The sequence below is a fragment of the Variovorax nivicola genome, from assembly GCF_051216475.1.
Classification (GTDB): domain Bacteria; phylum Pseudomonadota; class Gammaproteobacteria; order Burkholderiales; family Burkholderiaceae_C; genus Variovorax.
Genome location: NZ_JBPJZK010000001.1, coordinates 1,390,283 through 1,407,625, shown reverse-complemented (window position 1 = coordinate 1,407,625; position 17,343 = coordinate 1,390,283). Strand labels below are relative to the sequence as shown.

Here is a 17,343-nt window from a genome sequence, read left to right as displayed (position 1 = left end):
GAGCTCACTCCAAATGTCTATCGTAGAAGTCAAAGTCCCCCAGCTTTCCGAATCCGTGGCCGAAGCCACCATGCTCACGTGGAAGAAGAAGGCCGGCGAAGCCGTCGCCGTCGATGAAATCCTGATCGAGATCGAGACCGACAAGGTCGTGCTCGAAGTGCCCGCGCCCTCGGCTGGCGTGCTGGCCGAAATCGTGCAGCCCGATGGCGCCACCGTGGTGGCCGATCAGCTGATCGCCAAGATCGACACCGAAGGCAAGGCTTCGGCCGCCGCACCGGCGGCAGCGCCCGCCGCAGCAGCTCCGGCTGCCGCTGCACCTGCCCCGGCGGCAGCTGCAGCCGCCACCGGCGGCTCGAAGTCCGACGTGGCCATGCCCGCCGCCGCCAAGCTGCTGGCCGACAACAACCTGAAGACCAGCGACGTTGCCGGCACCGGCAAGGACGGCCGCGTCACCAAGGGCGACGTGCTCGGCGCGGTTGCCTCGGGTGCCAAGCCTGCTGCTGCCACCATCGCGGCACCCGCCGCCAAGCCAGCACTGCCGCAAGTCGCCGCACCGGCCGGTGCGCCCGATCTGGGCGAGCGTCCGGAACAGCGCGTGCCGATGAGCCGCCTGCGCGCCCGTATCGCCGAGCGCCTGCTGCAATCGCAGTCGACCAATGCCATCCTGACCACGTTCAACGAAGTCAACATGGCGCCCGTCATGGAACTGCGCAAGCGCTTCCAGGACAACTTCACCAAGGAACATGGCGTGAAGCTCGGCTTCATGTCCTTCTTCGTGAAGGCCGCGGTGCACGCGCTGAAGAAGTACCCGGTGATCAACGCATCGGTCGACGGCAACGACATCCTGTACCACGGCTACTTCGACATCGGCATCGCCGTCGGTTCGCCGCGCGGCCTGGTGGTGCCGATCCTGCGCAACGCCGACCAGATGAGCTTTGCCGATATCGAGAAGAAGATCGCCGAGTTCGGCAAGAAGGCGCAAGACGGCAAGCTGGGCATCGAAGACATGACCGGCGGCACGTTCTCCATCTCGAATGGCGGCACCTTCGGCTCGATGCTCTCGACCCCGATCATCAACCCGCCCCAATCGGCCATCCTCGGCGTGCACGCCACCAAGGACCGCGCCGTGGTTGAAAACGGCCAGATCGTGATCCGCCCGATGAACTACCTCGCCATGAGCTACGACCACCGCATCATCGACGGCCGCGAAGCCGTGCTGGGCCTGGTTGCCATGAAGGAAGCGCTGGAAGATCCGTCGCGCCTGCTGTTCGACATCTGAGGAGAAAGAATCAGATGGCAAACAAGCAATTCGACGTCGTCGTCATCGGTGGCGGCCCCGGCGGCTACATCGCCGCGATTCGCGCCGCGCAACTCGGCTTCAACGTCGCCTGTATCGACGAATGGAAAAACGGCAAGGGCGGCCCTGCACCGGGCGGCACCTGCACCAACGTCGGCTGCATCCCGTCGAAGGCGCTGCTGCAATCGTCGGAGCACTTCGACCAGGCCGGCCACCACTTCGCCGACCATGGCATCAAGGTCGAAGGCCTGGGCCTCGACCTCGACAAGATGCTGGCCCGCAAAGACCAGGTCGTGAAGCAGAACAACGACGGCATCCTGTACCTGTTCAAGAAGAACAAGATCACGTTCTTCCACGGCCGCGCCTCGTTCGTGAAGACCGACGAAATCGGCTACGAGATCAAGGTGGCGGGCGCCGCCGAAGAGTCGATCAGCGGCAAGCACATCATCGTGGCCACGGGCTCCAACGCCCGCGCGCTGCCGGGTGCACCGTTCGACGAGGAAAACATCCTTTCGAACGACGGCGCGCTGCGCATCGGCGCGGTGCCGAAGAAGCTGGGCCTGATCGGCTCGGGCGTCATCGGCCTCGAAATGGGTTCGGTGTGGCGTCGCCTCGGCGCGGAAGTCACGGTGCTCGAAGCACTGCCGACCTTCCTCGGCGCAGTGGACGAGCAGATCGCCAAGGAAGCCAAGAAGGCCTTCGACAAGCAGAAGCTCAAGATCGAACTCGGCGTCAAGGTCGGCGAGATCAAGTCGTCGAAGAAGGGCGTGAGCGTTGCGTGGACCAATGCCAAGGGCGAAGCCCAGACGCTGGAAGTCGACAAGCTGATCGTGTCGATCGGCCGCGTGCCCAACACCATCGGCCTGAACGCCGAAGCCGTGGGCCTGAAGCTCGACGAACGCGGCGCCATCGCCGTGGACGACGAGTGCAAGACCAGCCTGCCCAACGTCTGGGCCATCGGCGACGTGGTGCGCGGCCCGATGCTGGCGCACAAGGCCGAGGAAGAGGGCGTTGCCGTGGCGGAGCGCATTGCGGGCCAGCACGGTCACGTCAACTTCAACACGATCCCGTGGGTGATCTACACCAACCCCGAGATCGCGTGGGTCGGCCAGACCGAGCAGCAGCTCAAGGCCGCGGGCCGTGCCTACAAGGCCGGCACTTTCCCGTTCCTCGCGAACGGCCGCGCGCGCGCGCTGGGCGACACGACCGGCATGGTCAAGTTCCTGGCCGACGCTGCCACCGACGAGATCCTGGGCGTGCACATCGTGGGCCCGCAGGCCAGCGAGCTGATCTCCGAAGCCGTCGTGGCAATGGAGTTCAAGGCCAGCGCCGAAGACATCGCGCGCATCTGCCACGCGCACCCGTCGCTGTCGGAAGCAACGAAGGAAGCGGCACTCGCCGTGGACAAGCGCACGCTGAACTTCTGATCTCGCGATCTTTCCTTTGACCAGCGTCAAACAGGCCTATGAGGCGGAACTCGCAGCGCGCGGGTTCCACAGCGATCCCGCGCAGCTGCACGCCGTGGAGGCGCTGGATCGCTGCGCCAACGAGTGGGCCGAGTACAAGGCCCAGCGCTCGAATGCGCTGAAGAAGTTCATCAACCGGCCGGAGCTTCCGCGCGGCGTCTACATGTACGGTGGCGTCGGGCGGGGCAAGAGCTTCCTGATGGACCTGTTCTTCAACGCCGTGCCGCTGCGGCGCAAGACGCGGCTGCACTTTCACGAGTTCATGCGCGAAGTGCACCGCGAGCTGCGTGAGCTGCAGGGCACTGTCAATCCGCTCGACGAGCTCGGGCTGCGCATTTCCAAGCGCTACAAGCTGATCTGCTTCGACGAGTTCCACGTGGCGGACATCACCGACGCGATGATTCTTCATCGGCTGCTGGTGTCGCTGTTCGAGAACGGCGTGGGTTTCGTCACCACCTCGAATTTCAAGCCGGACGATCTGTATCCCGGTGGCTTGCACCGCGATCGCATCCTGCCCGCCATTGCGCTGCTGAACGAAAAGCTCGAAGTGCTGAGCGTCGACAACGGCACCGACTACCGGCGCCGCACGCTCGAACAACTGCGCATGTACCTCACGCCGAACGACGGGGCGGCCGAGAAGGAAATGCGCAAGGCTTTCGACAAGCTGGCCGAGACAGCCGACGAAAACCCGGTGCTGCACATCGAGCAGCGCGAGATTCGCGCGCGGCGCAAGGCCGGCGGCGTGGTCTGGTTCGATTTCAAGACGCTGTGCGGCGGCCCGCGCTCGCAGAACGACTACCTCGAAATCGCGAGCCAGTTCCACACTGTGCTGCTGTCCGACGTGCCGCACATGCCGGTGCGCATGGCTTCGGAAGCGCGCCGTTTCACCTGGCTGGTCGACGTCTTGTACGACCGGCGCTGCAAGCTCATCATGTCGGCTGAGGTTCCGCCCGAGGCGTTGTACACCGAGGGGCCGCTGTCGCACGAGTTTCCGCGCACGGTCTCCCGGCTCACCGAAATGCAATCGAGCGAGTTTCTCGCCCTGGAACGCCGCATCGTCGACACCCGACTCACATGAAAAAATTCGCTCTTGCCCTGCTCATGACGTTGGCCAGCCTGCCGCTGTGGGCGCAGTCCAACGCCGCCGCGGGCAATGCCGATCTCGAGGGCGAAAAGCGCCGGCTTTCCTCCGAGCGCGAAGCCATCGAAAAACGCTTCGTCGAAGAGCGGGCCGCCTGCTACAAGAAGTTCGCGGTGGAAGACTGCCTGCGCGAGAGCCGCAGCCGTCGCCGCACGGAAACCGACAACATCAAGCGGCAGGAAACTGCCATCAACGACATCCTGCGCCAGCGCAGCGGCGCGGCCGAGTTGCAGAAGCTCGACCAGAAGGCCGGCACCCAGCGCCCGCAGGACTCTCGCGAGAAGCAGGAACAGTCGATCCAGGGCCAGAAGGAGCGCGAACAGCGCGCTGCAGACCATGCGGCCAGCCGCGCCGCCACGGCGGCCGAGACGGCCGAGCGCGAGCGTCAGTTCCAGTCCAAGCAGCAGGCGCACGCCGACGAGCAGGCCAAGGCCGCCCAGCGTCAGGCTGAGGCGCCCACGGCCGCCAAGCGTTTCGAGGACAAGCAGAAACGCGCCGAAGAGCACAGGGCCAGCCGCGACCGGCAGAACGCCAATCGCAGCAAGCCGCGCGGGGCGCCGTTGCCGGCACCGGCAGCTTCGTCGCCCACGCCCTGACCGGGAGCCGTTCAGGCGGCGACCGGCAGCGGATCGAGTTTCAGAACGGCAATCGAAATGTTGTCGCCCGTGCCCCGGGCCCGGCGGCGCGCTTCACCCACCAGGATTTCGACCGCATCGCGCGGCGGCTGTGCATACAGCACGCTCGCCAGCTCTTCTGGGCTGAAGTAGTGCCAGAGCCCATCGCTGCAGGCCATCAGCAGATCGCCCGACGCCAGCTTCGGGATGTAGTAGGGGTCGATGGGCGGCGGCGTGGTCGTCATGCCCAGGCAGCCGAGCAGGATGTTGCCCTGCGGATGGATGTTGGCCTCGGCCTCTGTGATCTGGCCGCGATCGATCAGCACCTGCACGTACGAATGGTCGCGCGTGCGCCTGATGAGCTGGCCGTCGTGGAAGTGATAGATGCGCGAGTCGCCGGCATGGATCCAGGCGCAGTCGCCCTTGGGGGTCATGAGGAAGGCCGCGAGCGTGCTGTGCGGCTCCTGTTCGCTGGAGACGGCGGTGAGCTTGATGACCGTGTGCGAATCTTCGAGGATCTGCTTCAGCACGGCTTCCGGGTCGTCGCGGCCGGGCTGGTAGCGGGTGAAGAGCTGGCGTGCCGTCATCAGCACCTGATCGGAGGCCTTGCGGCCGCCGCTGCGGCCGCCCATGCCGTCGGCCACGATGCCCAGCACGCAGCCAGGCACGCGCGGATGGCTCATCAGCAGCACCTGGTCTTGTTGGTACGGGCGGTCTCCCTTGTGGAGTCCGGTGGCCGCGGCGAGTCGAAAGCCTTGGGTCATGAGGCATATGCGCCTGAAGCGCGTGTTTCTGTCTGCTCGGAGATTCGTGTCAGGACGTATTATCGAATGAACATGCGCCGCAAAAACTTCGCGTGCGCTCCCCACCGTTGGACTCCAATCTTCACTCCCTTTCCCGTCAGCTGATCGAACTGCGTATCGAGCACGCCGATCTCGACGCCACCATCGACCGGTTGGCCGAAGGCTCGCCGCAAGACGAGCTGCTGCTGCGGCGCCTGAAAAAGCGCCGCCTCGCGTTGCGCGACCAGATCACGCGCCTCGAAAACGACCTCGATCCGAAAGAGCCGGCGTGACAGGTGCGCTCGAAGACAAGGTGCGCGACGCCTTCGCGCAGGACGGCGCGCTGTCGCGTGCCGCCGACCAGTTCCGCGAACGCTCGGGCCAGACCGAAATGGCAATGGCCGTGGCCCGCACCATCGACCAGGGCGGTGTGCTGGTGGTCGAGGCAGGCACTGGGGTGGGCAAGACCTTTTCGTACCTCGTGCCGGCCCTGCTGAGTGGCGAGCGCGTGTTGCTCTCGACCGCTACCAAGACGCTGCAGGACCAGCTGTTCGGCCGTGACCTGCCGCGTCTTGTTGAAGCTTTCGGCCTGCCGGTGCGCACGGCGCTGCTCAAGGGGCGCGCCAGCTACCTGTGCCTGCATCGGCTCGACCAGGCGCGCCACGATGCTTCGTTGCCGGAGCGCGGCAGCCTGCGCACGCTCGCCAAAATCGAGCAATGGTCGAAGGCCACGCGCACGGGCGACCTGGCCGAGCTGCCGGGGCTCGACGAGCGCTCGCCGCTCATTCCACTGATCACCTCCACGCGAGAAAACTGCCTGGGCGCGCAATGCCCGCAGTTCAAGCCCTGCCATGTCAACCTGGCGCGGCGCGAGGCGCTGGCGGCTGACATCGTGGTCATTAACCACCATCTTTTCTTTGCCGACCTCGCGGTGCGCGAGACCGGCATGGCCGAACTGCTGCCGACCGTGAGCGTGGTGGTATTCGACGAAGCCCACCAGCTCAACGAAACCGGCGTGCAGTTTCTCGGCGCGCAGCTCGGCAGCGGCCAGGCGCTCGACTTCGCGCGCGACATGCTGGCGGCTGGCTTGCAGCATGCGCGCGGCCTCGTTGACTGGCAGCAACTGGTCGGCGCGCTCGAGCGCGCCGCGCGCGAACTGCGGCTGGTGGTCGGCAAGCAATGGCCGGGCGCCAAGCTGCGCTGGCTTGGCGCGTCGCCCGAGGGCATCGATCCCGGCGCATGGCAACGCGCGCTTGATGATCTGTTGCATGCGTTCGAGCTGGCGGCAGAGGGGCTTGCCACCGTCAGCGAAATCTCGCCCGACTTTGTGCGGCTGCACGAGCGGGCCCGCCAACTCGGGAAACGCACCGCGCGCTTCGCCTTGCCGTGCGAGGTCGATTCGGTGCGCTGGGTCGACGTAGGCACGCAGTTGCGGCTCATCGAATCGCCGCTGGACATCGCCGATGCCATGCGCAAGCGGGTGCTCAAGATCGTCGACGCAGACGCTGATGTCGGCGTCGATGACGACGACGAAGATCTCGACGGGTATGGCGAGCGGCCTCCGCGCGAGGCAGCAGCGGCGGTGCAGGAAGACAGTGGCCGTGCCTGGGTCTTCACCTCGGCCACGCTGGGCGACGAGCCCACGCTGCGCTGGTTCACCGAGCCCTGCGGCCTGCAGGACGCGGAAGTGCTTCGCGTGCAGAGCCCGTTCGACTATGCCTCGCAGGCCGCGCTCTATGTGCCGCGTGCCTTTCCCAAGCCCAACGATCCGTCGCACAGCCAGCGCGTCGCGGAATTGGCTGCGCGCGGCGCGACGGAGCTCGGCGGCCGCACGCTGGTGCTGACGACCACGCTGCGCGCACTGCGCACTATCGGCGATGCGATGAAGCAGCAGTTCGAACTGCTCGACGCGCAAGTGCGGCCGGAGGTGCTGGTGCAGGGCGAGCTGCCCAAGCGCGTGCTGATGGACCGCTTCCGCGAAGGCGCGAGCGCCGGGCGCGCTGGCTGCGTGCTGGTGGCATCGGCATCGTTCTGGGAGGGCTTCGACGCGCCGGGCGACGCGCTGCAACTGGTGGTGATCGACAAGCTGCCGTTCCCGCCGCCCAATGATCCGCTGGTCGAGGCGCGCTCGCAGCGCCTGGAATCACAGGGACGCAGTTCGTTTGCCGACTATTCGCTGCCCGAGGCGGCCGTGGCGCTCAAGCAGGGAGCGGGGCGGTTGATTCGGCGGGAAACCGACAGTGGTGTGCTGGCGATCTGCGATACGCGGCTGGTGGCCATGGGCTATGGCCGCCGGTTGCTGTCGGCACTACCACCGATGCGGCGGCTCGAGAACGAATCGGACTTCGAGGCCGCGCTGGACGCGCTCAAGACCTAGCTTTTAGCTGGGAAGAGCGCGTGAGAGCCTGTGCTCTAGCGGCTTACCAGAGCTTCCACCAAGGGTCGTCCTTGCCCTTGAAGCCGTTCGCGAGGTAGGTGCTCTGCGGATAGTTGCTGGTCAGCACGCGCTGGGCGTCGTCGCGCAGTTCCTTCATGCCGAGGGCGTCGTACGACTTCACCATGATGAACAGGGCTTCTTCGAGCGCCGGCACTTCGCGGTAGTCGGCCAGCGCGATCTGGGCCCGGTTGATGGCTGCCAGGTAGGCACCGCGCGAGTAGTAGTAGCGTGCCACGTGAACTTCGTACTGCGCGAGCGAGTTCACGATGTAGTTCATGCGCTGGCGCGCGTCAGGGGCGTAGCGCGAATCGGGGAAGCGCGTGACGAGGTCCTTGAACGACTCGAACGATTCCTTGGCCGCCTTCTGGTCGCGCTCGGACAGGTCCTGGCGCGTGAGGAACGCGAACATGCCGAGGTCGTCGTTGAAGTTGATCACGCCCTTGAGGTAGAGCGCGTAGTCGAGAGCCGTGCTCGCCGGATGCAACTTCATGAAGCGGTCGATGGTGGCGATGGCGCTCGCCTTTTCGCCCGACTTGTACTGGGCGTAGGCCTTTTCCAGCTGCGCCTGCTGCGCGAGTGGTGTGCCGGCGGCGCGGCCTTCGAGCTTCTCGTAGAGCGGAACGGCCTTGTCGTAGGCGCCCGATCCGGCCTCTTCCTTGGCTTCAGAGTAGATGCGGTTGGGGCTCCAGTTGGCGGTCTTGTCGACGGAGGTCGACGAGCAGCCAGCTGCCAGCAGAGCCGCCGTGCTGAGCGCGATCCAGCTGGGGACCGATAATTTGGCGCGAAACATCACATACGGCTTTCGTGAAACAGTTGCCCTCAATTATATCGACCGACCCTTTGGGCAATACCCCCGAGACCGCCGAGGTGGCCGAGCTCGAAGAGGGCGCCGATCCGATCGAGCCCAGCGAGCAGCGGCCTTTCGTCATCGACCCGGCCCAACACGGCCAGCGGCTGGACCGCGCGCTTGCCGCGCTGGTACCCGAGTTTTCCCGCAGTTACCTGCAGCAACTGATCGAGGCTGGGGCTGTGGAGCTGCAGGGCCGCACGCTCACCAAAGTCTCGGCCACAGTGAAGGTGGGGCAGGCCGGCCGCATCGAATTGCGCCCCACGCCCCAGAGCCAGGCCTTTCGGCCCGAGGCGATGGATATCGTCACTGTGCACGAGGACGAGCACCTGCGCATCATCGACAAGCCCGCCGGGCTGGTCGTGCACCCCGCGCCTGGGCACTGGAGTGGCACGCTACTGAACGGCCTTCTAGCGCTGGACCCGAAGGCCGTGCTGCTGCCGCGCGCTGGCATCGTGCACCGGCTCGACCGCGACACCAGCGGCCTGATGGTGGTGGCGCGCACGCGCGCCGCCATGGATGCGATGGTGGCGCTGATCGCCGCCCGCGAGGTCAAGCGGCAGTACCTGGCCGTCGGCCACAAGCCGTGGGAGGGCGCCGCGGCTCGCCAGGTCGACGCCCCCATCGGCCGTGACCCGCGCAACCGGCTGCGCATGGCCGTGGTCGACCTCGAACGGCATGCGGGCAAGACGGCGCGCACGCTGATCGAGCGGCTCGACAGCAACGCCGAAGGCTGCGCCGTGCGCTGCACGCTCGAAACCGGGCGCACCCACCAGATCCGTGTGCACATGGCATCGATCGGCCATCCGCTGGTGGGCGATGCGCTCTATGGCGGCGCGCCGGCTGCCGGGCTGTCGCGCCAGGCGCTGCATGCATTCAGGCTGGCCTTCGTGCATCCCGTCACGCAAGCGGCGATGGAGTTCCGCTCGTTGCCGCCGCCCGATCTCGTCCAGGCTTTGCAGTCCTGGGGGCTGGATTACAATCGCGCCTGACGGCCCGAGGGCCGCGCCGGTCACCCGAGGCCGGCCTTGCGTTGCATTTGCCGCGTGCCTGCAGCGCCTACTCCTTTCATCCTTCTGAACAAGCGTCCCTGAGGCGCCTTTTCCCGGATAACGCGAACCATGAATACGGCGGATGCCAAGCGCATTCTCGAAACCGCCTTGATCTGTTCGAGCCAGCCGTTGCCGGTGCGCGATATGCGCGTGCTGTTCGACGACGAACTGGGTGTGGACACCATCAAGGTGCTGTTGCTTGAACTGCAGGAAGACTGGGCGCAACGCGGCCTGGAGCTTGTGAGCGTCGGCAGCGGCTGGCGCTTCCAGAGCCGGCCGGAAATGCGCGACCACCTCGACCGCCTGCACCCCGAGAAGCCGCCGCGCTACACGCGGGCCGCACTCGAAACGCTGGCCATCATTGCCTACCGGCAGCCGGCCACGCGGGGCGACATGGAAGACATCCGCGGCGTGACGATCAATTCGTTGATCCTCAAGCAGCTGGAAGATCGCGGCTGGGTCGAAGTCATCGGTCATCGCGAAACGGTCGGCCGTCCGGCGCTGTATGCGACCACGCGCCAGTTCCTCGACGACCTGGGCCTGGCCTCGCTCGATCAGCTGCCTTTGATCGAGACGCCCGCGCAGCAGGCCGCGCTGGTCGATGCGCTCGAACGGGCGTCGGGTGAGCAGCAGGGGCTGCCTATCGATGCCGCGCCGGAGGCTGAAGCACTGGCCGAGGGTGATGCGGATGCCTCTGCGATGGCGGAGCTGGAGCCAGCCGCCGAAGCCGAAGCAACCGAAGCGGAGCAGGAAGTCGCTGCCTCGCAGCAGGACGAAGAAGTGCCGGCAGAAGAGCCCGCCGAGCCCGCCGTCATCGACATGGCGCCAGAAGTCGCCGAAGAAGCGGTCGAAGCCGCCGAAGCGCAGTTTGCCGAGAACGCGGCAGACACCGAATCCCCCGCCGAGCCCGCCCAGGCGCCGTCGCCAGAACCCGATGCCCCGTCCCAGGACGAGGCCGACCCTCACGCTCCCTCTCCCGGAAAAACCTCATGAGCACAACCGACACCGAAGACGCGGCGATGCTGCCGGCCGAGCCCGAAGTCAAAAAGAAGAAGAGGGCGGCTGCGCCCAAGAAGGCTGCAGGTGATGCTATTGAATCGGTAGCGTCCGAGGTCGCAGCGCAGGAAGTTGCTGCGCCGGCAGAGGCTGAAGTACCCAAGAAGCCGCGCGCGCCCCGCAAGAAGAAACCGGTGGAACAGGACGAGGCTTTGGTGTCGCCTGGCGCGGATGCGCCCGAAGTGGCTGAGCCAAAAGCCGCTGCTGCTGTTGTCGCCGAGGAAGCCCCGATTGCCGTCGCCGCTGCCGCAGAGGAAGTTCGTGAGCCCGTGCCCGTCGAGGCTGCTCCCCAAGCGCCTCGGCCCGAACAGGCCGATCGCATCCACGACCGTGACGACGAAGAACGGGACGAGGAAGAAGACGAGGACGAAGAAGAGCCCGACGAGGAAGAAGACGACCTCGACCGTGCCCGCCGCGCCGCCGAGCGCGAGCAGCGCAATGCGTTGCCGCCCGAGCCGATCCGCTTCGCGGACGTCATCTCCGGCCAGTTCGATGCCGACGAAGAAAGCCCCGAAGTCCCGCCGCTCAAGCGCGTGCTGCTGCCCGAGGCCGATTCGCCCAAGCTGCACAAGGTGCTGGCGCAGGCCGGCCTCGGCTCGCGGCTCGAAATGGAGCAGCTGATTCTCCAGGGCCGCATTTCCGTCAACAACGAGCCAGCCCACATCGGCCAGCGCATCCAGTTCGGCGACCAGGTCAAGATCAACGGCAAGCCGATCCGCTACCGGATCGCGCCCCCGCCGCCCCGCGTGATCGCGTATCACAAGCCCGTGGGCGAAGTGGTGACGCATGACGATCCGCAGAACCGCCCGACCGTGTTTCGCAAGCTGCCGCGCCTGCAACAGGGCAAGTGGCAGTCGGTCGGCCGTCTCGACCTGAACACCGAAGGCCTGCTGCTGTTCAGCAGCTCCGGCGACCTGGCCAACCAGCTCATGCACCCGCGCTTCGGTCTGGAGCGCGAGTACGCCGTGCGCGTGCTGGGCGCGCTCACCAGCGAAGAAAAGCAGAAGCTGCTCGACGGCGTGCGCCTCGACGATGGCATGGCGCAGTTCGGCACCATCGAAGACGGCGGCGGCGAGGGCTCGAATTGCTGGTACCGCGTGACCATTTCCGAAGGCCGCAACCGCGAAGTGCGCCGCCTGTTCGAGTCGGTGGGCCATGCGGTCAGCCGGCTGATCCGCATCCGCTACGGCGCCATGGTGCTGCCGCGTGGCCTGAAGCGCGGTGCCTGGATGGAGCTCGACGAGCGCGACATCCGCGCGCTGTTCCAGGCCTCCGGCGGCGCGGCTGCCCGGCCCGGCCCGCAACAGCAGCAGCGCGGCCCGGGGCAAGAGGGCGGTGGCGGCAATGGCCGCAACGGACGGAACAAGAAGCGCCGGGGCAACCGCAATGCTGGCGGTGGTGGCCAGCCGCCGCGCGACATGCGCGATGCACGCGACGAGGGTGGGCGCGAAGCGCCGATTCCGAATCCGCTGGGCGACGGCCGTCCGCCGCGTGGCGACCGGGGTGCCCGCCCCAATCGTGGCGGTGGCGGTGGCAATGGCGGCCCGCCCCAGGGGCAGGGACGCCGCGGCAACAGCGGCAATCGCCAGGGCGGTGGCAATCGCCAGCAGGGCGACGACCGTCAACCGAGCGGCGCCAACCAGCCCGATCCGATGAAGACCTCGCTGGGCTATATCGGCGCCGACAGCTTCTCGCGCCAGCGCAAGGAGCAGCGCGGAGGTCCGCGTCGCGGTGGAGGGGGCGGTGGTGGCGGCTTCGGCGGTCAGGGCGGCCAGGGCGGCGGCGGACGCCGTCGCGGGCGCTGAAAGCCAGCCGTCGGAGCGCGGCCTTTCGCGGGGTTTTCACCAATCCGCAAGGCCGCGCCGGTTAAAATCAGAGGCTTTGTCGACATGTGACGCAACAAATTCGTTGCAGTTGTGACAAAACACTTCAAAATCAAAGCTCCAGGAAGCATTTCAATGGCTATCGAACGTACCCTTTCCATCATCAAGCCCGACGCAGTTGCCAAGAACGTCATCGGCAAGATCGTTTCCCGTTTTGAAGCTGCTGGCCTCAAGATCGTCGCCGCCAAGCTGGTGCACCTGTCGCGCAACGAAGCCGAACAGTTCTACGGCGTGCACAAGGAACGCCCCTTCTTCAAGGACCTGGTCGAGTTCATGATCTCGGGCCCCGTGTTCGTGCAAGTGCTCGAAGGCGAAAACGCCATCGCCAAGAACCGCGACCTGATGGGCGCCACCGACCCTAAGAAGGCAGCCGCCGGCACCATCCGCGCCGACTTCGCCGACAGCATCGACGCCAACGCCGTGCACGGTTCGGACGCTGCCGAAACCGCAGCGAACGAAGTCGCTTTCTTCTTCGCCGGCCTCAACGTCTACGCACGCTGAAGCCGTATCTCGACCGATTCCATGACCACGGCCAATCTGCTCGACTTCGATCTCGAGGGGTTGGCTGCGTTCTGCGAAAAACTCGGCGAGAAAAAATTCCGCGCCACGCAACTGTTCCGCTGGATTCACCAGCGTGGCGCCAGCGACTTCACCCAGATGACCGATCTGGCGAAGTCGCTGCGCGAGAAGCTCGCGACCACCGCGCGCGTGGAGGCCTTGCCGGTCATCACGCAGCACGAATCCAAGGACGGCACGATCAAGTGGCTGTTCGACGTCGGTGACGGCAATGCCGTCGAAGCCGTATTCATTCCCGAGGACGACCGCGGCACCTTGTGCGTGTCGTCCCAGGCCGGCTGTGCGGTCGGTTGCCGCTTTTGCTCGACCGGGCATCAGGGCTTCAGCCGCAACCTGAGCACGGGCGAAATCGTCGCCCAGCTCTGGTTTGCCGAACACTTCCTGCGCAAGCACCTCAAACGTGACGAACGCGTCATCTCCAACGTGGTGATGATGGGCATGGGCGAGCCGCTGCAGAACTACTCGGCGCTGGTGCCTGCGCTGCGCACCATGCTCGACGACAACGCCTACGGGCTGTCGCGCCGTCGCGTGACGGTGTCGACCTCTGGCGTAGTGCCGATGATCGACCGCCTGGGCGCCGATTGCCCGGTGGCCATGGCCGTTTCGCTGCATGCGCCCAACGACGCGCTGCGCGACGACCTCGTGCCGCTCAACCGCAAATACCCGATCGCTGAATTGATCGAGGCCTGCAAGCGCTATCTGGCGCATGCGCCGCGCGACTTCATCACCTTCGAATATTGCATGCTGGATGGCGTGAACGACCAGCCCGAGCATGCGCGGCAACTCGTCGAGCTGGTGCGCAAGCACGACATCTCGTGCAAGTTCAACCTGATCCCGTTCAACCCGTTTCCGGCCTCGGGCCTGCTGCGCTCGCCGCAGCCGCGCGTGCTGGCATTCGCCAGGACGCTGAGCGAAGCCGGTCTTGTGACCACCGTGCGCAAGACGCGCGGCGACGACATCGATGCCGCCTGCGGCCAGCTCGCCGGCGACGTCAAGGACCGCACTCGTGCGGCCGAGCGCATGGCCCAGCGCCGTGCAACGGAGCGCCCTATTGTTTTGCATCCGGTCCGCAAGGCCGCCCCCCAGGAGCATTGAACCGATGAGCATGGCCATTCCGAGGACGACCGCGAACGTGCAGCGGATGCTGACTACAGGTTTCGCGGGTGTCGCCGTGGCGTTGCTGCTTGCGGGCTGCGTGAACACGCGCACCACCACCACCAGCCTGGCCGACACCAGCTCGGGCAAGGGCACCGAGGTGGTCACCGAATCCGACGAGTCCAGCCGGCAGCGCCGCGCGCGCCTGCGCATGGAGCTGGCCGCCGGCTATTTCGAGCATGGCCAGACCACTGTCGCACTCGACGAGCTCAAGCAGGCCCTGGTCGCCGACCCCAACAACGCCGACGCCTACAACCTGCGCGGCCTGGTCTACATGCGGCTCGACGACGCCGGCATGGCCGAAGACAGCTTCCGCCGTGCCATCGCCATCAATCCGCGCGACCCCAACGCGCGCCACAACTACGGCTGGCTGCTGTGCCAGCAGAACCGCTATGGCGATGCGGCTGCGCAGTTCACCGAGGCCCTGGCTGTGCCGAGCTATGCCGACCGCGCCAAGACGCTCATGACGCAGGGCGTGTGCGAGCTCAAGGCCGGTCAGCGCGAGAAAGCCGAGCGCAGCCTCATGCAAGCTTACGAGATCGACGCCGGCAATCCGGTGGTTGGCTTCAACCTTGCTTCGGTGCTCGCGCAGCGCGAGGAATGGTCGCGCGCGCAGTTCTACATTCGCCGCGTCAACAACAGTGCCTCGGCCAGCGCCGAGACGCTCTGGCTCGGCATCAAGATCGAACGAAAGCTGAACAACCGCGAGGCAGTCGCGCAGTTGGGAGGCCAACTGCAACGACGCTTCCCCCAGTCGCGGGAGGCAACAGCGTACGAGCGCGGGAATTTCAATGACTGATCGGGTTTCGGAGTTCGGCACTTCTGCAGCACTGCCGCTGGAAGAAGGCGACATCACGCACAAGACGGCCGGCGATCTGCTGCGCGAGGCCCGCGAGGCCCATGGCCTGCACATCGAGATGGTGGCGGCCGCCCTCAAGGTGCCGCCGCAGAAGCTCATGGCGCTTGAAGCGGACGACATTGCCTCGCTGCCGGATCCGGTCTTTGCTCGCGCCCTGGCGAGCAGTGTCTGCCGCGCTTTGCGCATCGATCCGGCGCCCGTGCTCGCGAAGTTGCCCAACACGCAAAGGGTGTCGCTGGCCGAAACCGATCGCACCCTCCGTACGAACATCACCTCGGGCACGCCGCGCTGGAACAGCAGCAGTCGCTCCAGCGGACTGCCTTCGCGCGGATTGCTGACCGTGGTGCTGGTGCTGCTGGTTGGCGCGGCTGCCTTGTTCTGGTTGCCGCAATCGGTGTTCGACCAGATCAGTGCTTCCGTGTCGCGCCTGACGGCGCGCAGCGAGGCCGATGCTGAGCCGGCGCCTGCGAACGGACCTGCTTCGTCCGGTGCAACCGGCGCCGTGGCCGAAACCGTGCCCTCGCAGGCCGTGGCACCGAGTGCTCCGGTAAGCCCAGTTCCGGCAGCGGCCACCGCCACGCCAGTTGCCCCCACAGCGGTCGCCGTTGCCCCCGCTGCGCCCGTGGCGACTGCCGCAAGCGCAAGCAGCAGCCAACAACTCGTTTTCGTGGCACGCGAAGAGTGCTGGATCACCGTGACGGAAGCCGGCGGCAAGCAGTTGCTGCGTCGCAGCCTGCAAGCCGGCGAAACGGTCGGTCTGTCGGGCACGCTGCCGCTGTCCGTGGTGGTGGGCCGTGCGTCGGTGGTCGATGTGCAGGTAAGCGGCAAGCCTTACGATCTGAAGCCTGTCACGCGCGGCGGCGGCGTGGCGCGTTTCGAGGTGAAATCGTGACCGACTGCTATCCGGATCCCATTCCATCGGCGGCACCCAAGGCGCGCCGCTCGCGCCAGTCCAGTGTGGCCTGGGGCTCGCGTGTGGTCACGGTGGGCGGCGACGCCCCCGTGCGTGTGCAGTCCATGACCAACACCGACACCGTGGATGCCATCGGCACCGCGATCCAGGTGAAGGAGCTGGCTATCGCCGGCTCGGAAATGGTCCGCATCACAGTCAACACGCCCGAAGCCGCGGCGCAGGTGCCCTACATTCGCGAGCAGCTCGACCGCATGGGCATCGACGTTCCGCTGATCGGCGACTTCCACTACAACGGCCACCGCCTGCTCACCGACTATCCGGCCTGCGCCGAAGCGCTGAGCAAGTACCGCATCAACCCCGGCAACGTGGGCAAGGGCGACAAGCGCGACCGCCAGTTCGGCCAGATGATCGACGCGGCCATGCGTTGGAACAAGCCCGTGCGCATCGGCGTCAACTGGGGCAGCCTCGACCAGGAACTGCTCGCCAGCCTGATGGACACCAACAGCCAGCGTGCAGAGCCGTGGGACGCCAAGCAGGTGATGTACGAGGCGCTGATCACCTCGGCCATCGAATCCGCGAAGCTGGCCGAATCGATGGGCATGGCCGGCAACCAGGTCATCCTGTCGTGCAAGGTGAGCGGCGTGCAGGACCTGATCTCGGTTTATCGCGAGTTGGCCCGCCGTTGCGACTATGCGCTGCACCTGGGTCTCACCGAAGCTGGCATGGGCACCAAGGGCACGGTGGCGTCGGCCACGGCGCTGTCGATCCTGCTGCAGGAGGGCATCGGCGACACCATTCGCGTGTCGCTCACGCCGCAGCCGGGCGAGTCGCGCACGCAAGAGGTGGTGATTGCCTCCGAAATCCTCCAGGCGCTGGGACTGCGCGTGTTCGTGCCCAGCGTTACGGCCTGCCCGGGCTGCGGCCGCACCACCAGCACCACCTTCCAGGAACTGGCCAAGCAGATCGACGACTATCTGCGCATGCAGATGCCGGTCTGGCGTAAGAAATATCCGGGCGTCGAGACGATGAAAGTGGCCGTCATGGGCTGCATCGTCAACGGCCCTGGCGAGAGCAAGCATGCCGACATCGGCATCAGCCTGCCCGGCACTGGCGAGGCACCCGCCGCGCCGGTCTTCATCGACGGCGAAAAGGCGCTCACGCTGCGCGGCGACAATATTGCCAACGAGTTTCACCAACTCGTCGAAACCTACATCGAAAAGCGCTTCGGCGGCGAACACGCTGTCGCGGCCTGACACCTCCGCAGA

General features: G+C 66.2%; 16 protein-coding genes. 14 read left to right on the top strand and 2 right to left on the bottom strand.

Annotated elements, in window-relative coordinates:
* The first annotated feature begins 13 nt into the window (after nt 1–13).
* From odhB to ACSFBF_RS06695, 4 genes are read left to right on the top strand one after another with little or no spacing between them, the layout of a single operon-like run.
* Nucleotides 14–1,279: a 2-oxoglutarate dehydrogenase complex dihydrolipoyllysine-residue succinyltransferase gene (odhB, locus tag ACSFBF_RS06710; protein WP_435465538.1), complete on the top strand. Its 1,266-nt coding sequence runs from the start codon at nt 14–16 to the stop codon at nt 1,277–1,279.
* A 14-nt stretch (nt 1,280–1,293) separates the two neighbouring features.
* Nucleotides 1,294–2,724, top strand: coding sequence for a dihydrolipoyl dehydrogenase (gene lpdA, locus ACSFBF_RS06705; RefSeq protein ID WP_435465537.1), 1,431 nt, complete (start codon nt 1,294–1,296; stop codon nt 2,722–2,724).
* A 16-nt stretch (nt 2,725–2,740) separates the two neighbouring features.
* Nucleotides 2,741–3,841 carry a cell division protein ZapE gene (zapE, locus tag ACSFBF_RS06700; protein WP_435465536.1) on the top strand — a complete coding sequence of 367 codons (1,101 nt, stop codon included), beginning with the start codon at nt 2,741–2,743 and terminating at the stop codon, nt 3,839–3,841.
* A complete protein-coding gene (locus ACSFBF_RS06695; protein WP_435465535.1) occupies nt 3,838–4,500 on the top strand; it encodes a hypothetical protein in 663 nt (220 codons plus the stop codon). Before zapE ends, ACSFBF_RS06695 begins: the two co-directional genes overlap by 4 nt.
* Before the next feature lie 11 nt (nt 4,501–4,511).
* Here the strand turns inward: ACSFBF_RS06695 and ACSFBF_RS06690 are convergent, their stop codons facing one another.
* Complete coding sequence (locus ACSFBF_RS06690) at nt 4,512–5,282, bottom strand: PP2C family protein-serine/threonine phosphatase (RefSeq protein ID WP_435465534.1); 771 nt, start codon at nt 5,280–5,282, stop codon at nt 4,512–4,514.
* A gap of 107 nt (nt 5,283–5,389) precedes the next feature.
* On the opposite strand from ACSFBF_RS06690, the gene ACSFBF_RS06685 reads away from it, so the two are divergent.
* Complete coding sequence (locus tag ACSFBF_RS06685; protein WP_093052238.1) at nt 5,390–5,593, top strand: YdcH family protein; 204 nt, start codon at nt 5,390–5,392, stop codon at nt 5,591–5,593.
* Nucleotides 5,590–7,677, top strand: coding sequence for an ATP-dependent DNA helicase (locus tag ACSFBF_RS06680; protein WP_435465533.1), 2,088 nt, complete (start codon nt 5,590–5,592; stop codon nt 7,675–7,677). The genes ACSFBF_RS06685 and ACSFBF_RS06680 overlap by 4 nt, the downstream gene beginning before the upstream one ends.
* A 43-nt stretch (nt 7,678–7,720) precedes the next feature.
* Here ACSFBF_RS06680 and ACSFBF_RS06675 read toward each other — a convergent pair whose 3' ends face one another.
* On the bottom strand, nt 7,721–8,527 hold the full coding sequence (locus ACSFBF_RS06675; protein WP_435465532.1) for an outer membrane protein assembly factor BamD: 807 nt from the start codon (nt 8,525–8,527) through the stop codon (nt 7,721–7,723).
* 23 nt (nt 8,528–8,550) lie between these two features.
* Between ACSFBF_RS06675 and ACSFBF_RS06670 the strand changes: the two genes are divergently transcribed.
* From ACSFBF_RS06670 to ispG, 8 genes are all read left to right on the top strand, one after another.
* A complete protein-coding gene (locus tag ACSFBF_RS06670) occupies nt 8,551–9,576 on the top strand; it encodes an RluA family pseudouridine synthase (RefSeq protein ID WP_435465932.1) in 1,026 nt (341 codons plus the stop codon).
* A gap of 129 nt (nt 9,577–9,705) precedes the next feature.
* Nucleotides 9,706–10,629, top strand: coding sequence for an SMC-Scp complex subunit ScpB (gene scpB / locus ACSFBF_RS06665; RefSeq protein ID WP_435465531.1), 924 nt, complete (start codon nt 9,706–9,708; stop codon nt 10,627–10,629).
* Nucleotides 10,626–12,497, top strand: a complete 1,872-nt coding sequence (locus tag ACSFBF_RS06660) for a pseudouridine synthase (RefSeq protein WP_435465530.1) — start codon at nt 10,626–10,628, stop codon at nt 12,495–12,497. The genes scpB and ACSFBF_RS06660 overlap by 4 nt, the downstream gene beginning before the upstream one ends.
* A gap of 153 nt (nt 12,498–12,650) precedes the next feature.
* Nucleotides 12,651–13,076, top strand: coding sequence for a nucleoside-diphosphate kinase (ndk, locus tag ACSFBF_RS06655; protein ID WP_435465529.1), 426 nt, complete (start codon nt 12,651–12,653; stop codon nt 13,074–13,076).
* Nucleotides 13,077–13,097: 21 nt separating this feature from the next.
* Nucleotides 13,098–14,246 (top strand): dual-specificity RNA methyltransferase RlmN, encoded by a 1,149-nt coding sequence (gene rlmN / locus ACSFBF_RS06650; RefSeq protein WP_435465528.1) that lies wholly within the window; start codon nt 13,098–13,100, stop codon nt 14,244–14,246.
* A gap of 4 nt (nt 14,247–14,250) precedes the next feature.
* Nucleotides 14,251–15,105, top strand: a complete 855-nt coding sequence (gene pilW / locus ACSFBF_RS06645) for a type IV pilus biogenesis/stability protein PilW (RefSeq protein WP_435465527.1) — start codon at nt 14,251–14,253, stop codon at nt 15,103–15,105.
* Complete coding sequence (locus tag ACSFBF_RS06640; RefSeq protein WP_435465526.1) at nt 15,098–16,057, top strand: helix-turn-helix domain-containing protein; 960 nt, start codon at nt 15,098–15,100, stop codon at nt 16,055–16,057. Before pilW ends, ACSFBF_RS06640 begins: the two co-directional genes overlap by 8 nt.
* Complete coding sequence (gene ispG, locus ACSFBF_RS06635) at nt 16,054–17,331, top strand: flavodoxin-dependent (E)-4-hydroxy-3-methylbut-2-enyl-diphosphate synthase (protein WP_258349850.1); 1,278 nt, start codon at nt 16,054–16,056, stop codon at nt 17,329–17,331. The genes ACSFBF_RS06640 and ispG overlap by 4 nt, the downstream gene beginning before the upstream one ends.
* Nucleotides 17,332–17,343: the final 12 nt, after the last annotated feature.

Coding starts and splice junctions, on each gene's coding strand:
- pilW (WP_435465527.1), top strand. CDS start 14,251: ATGAGCATGGCCATTCCGAGGACGACCGCGAACGTGCAGCGGATGCTG.
- ndk (WP_435465529.1), top strand. CDS start 12,651: ATGGCTATCGAACGTACCCTTTCCATCATCAAGCCCGACGCAGTTGCC.
- ACSFBF_RS06660 (WP_435465530.1), top strand. CDS start 10,626: ATGAGCACAACCGACACCGAAGACGCGGCGATGCTGCCGGCCGAGCCC.
- ACSFBF_RS06675 (WP_435465532.1), bottom strand. CDS start 8,527: ATGTTTCGCGCCAAATTATCGGTCCCCAGCTGGATCGCGCTCAGCACG.
- scpB (WP_435465531.1), top strand. CDS start 9,706: ATGAATACGGCGGATGCCAAGCGCATTCTCGAAACCGCCTTGATCTGT.
- ACSFBF_RS06690 (WP_435465534.1), bottom strand. CDS start 5,282: ATGACCCAAGGCTTTCGACTCGCCGCGGCCACCGGACTCCACAAGGGA.
- lpdA (WP_435465537.1), top strand. CDS start 1,294: ATGGCAAACAAGCAATTCGACGTCGTCGTCATCGGTGGCGGCCCCGGC.
- ACSFBF_RS06695 (WP_435465535.1), top strand. CDS start 3,838: ATGAAAAAATTCGCTCTTGCCCTGCTCATGACGTTGGCCAGCCTGCCG.
- ACSFBF_RS06640 (WP_435465526.1), top strand. CDS start 15,098: ATGACTGATCGGGTTTCGGAGTTCGGCACTTCTGCAGCACTGCCGCTG.
- rlmN (WP_435465528.1), top strand. CDS start 13,098: ATGACCACGGCCAATCTGCTCGACTTCGATCTCGAGGGGTTGGCTGCG.
- odhB (WP_435465538.1), top strand. CDS start 14: ATGTCTATCGTAGAAGTCAAAGTCCCCCAGCTTTCCGAATCCGTGGCC.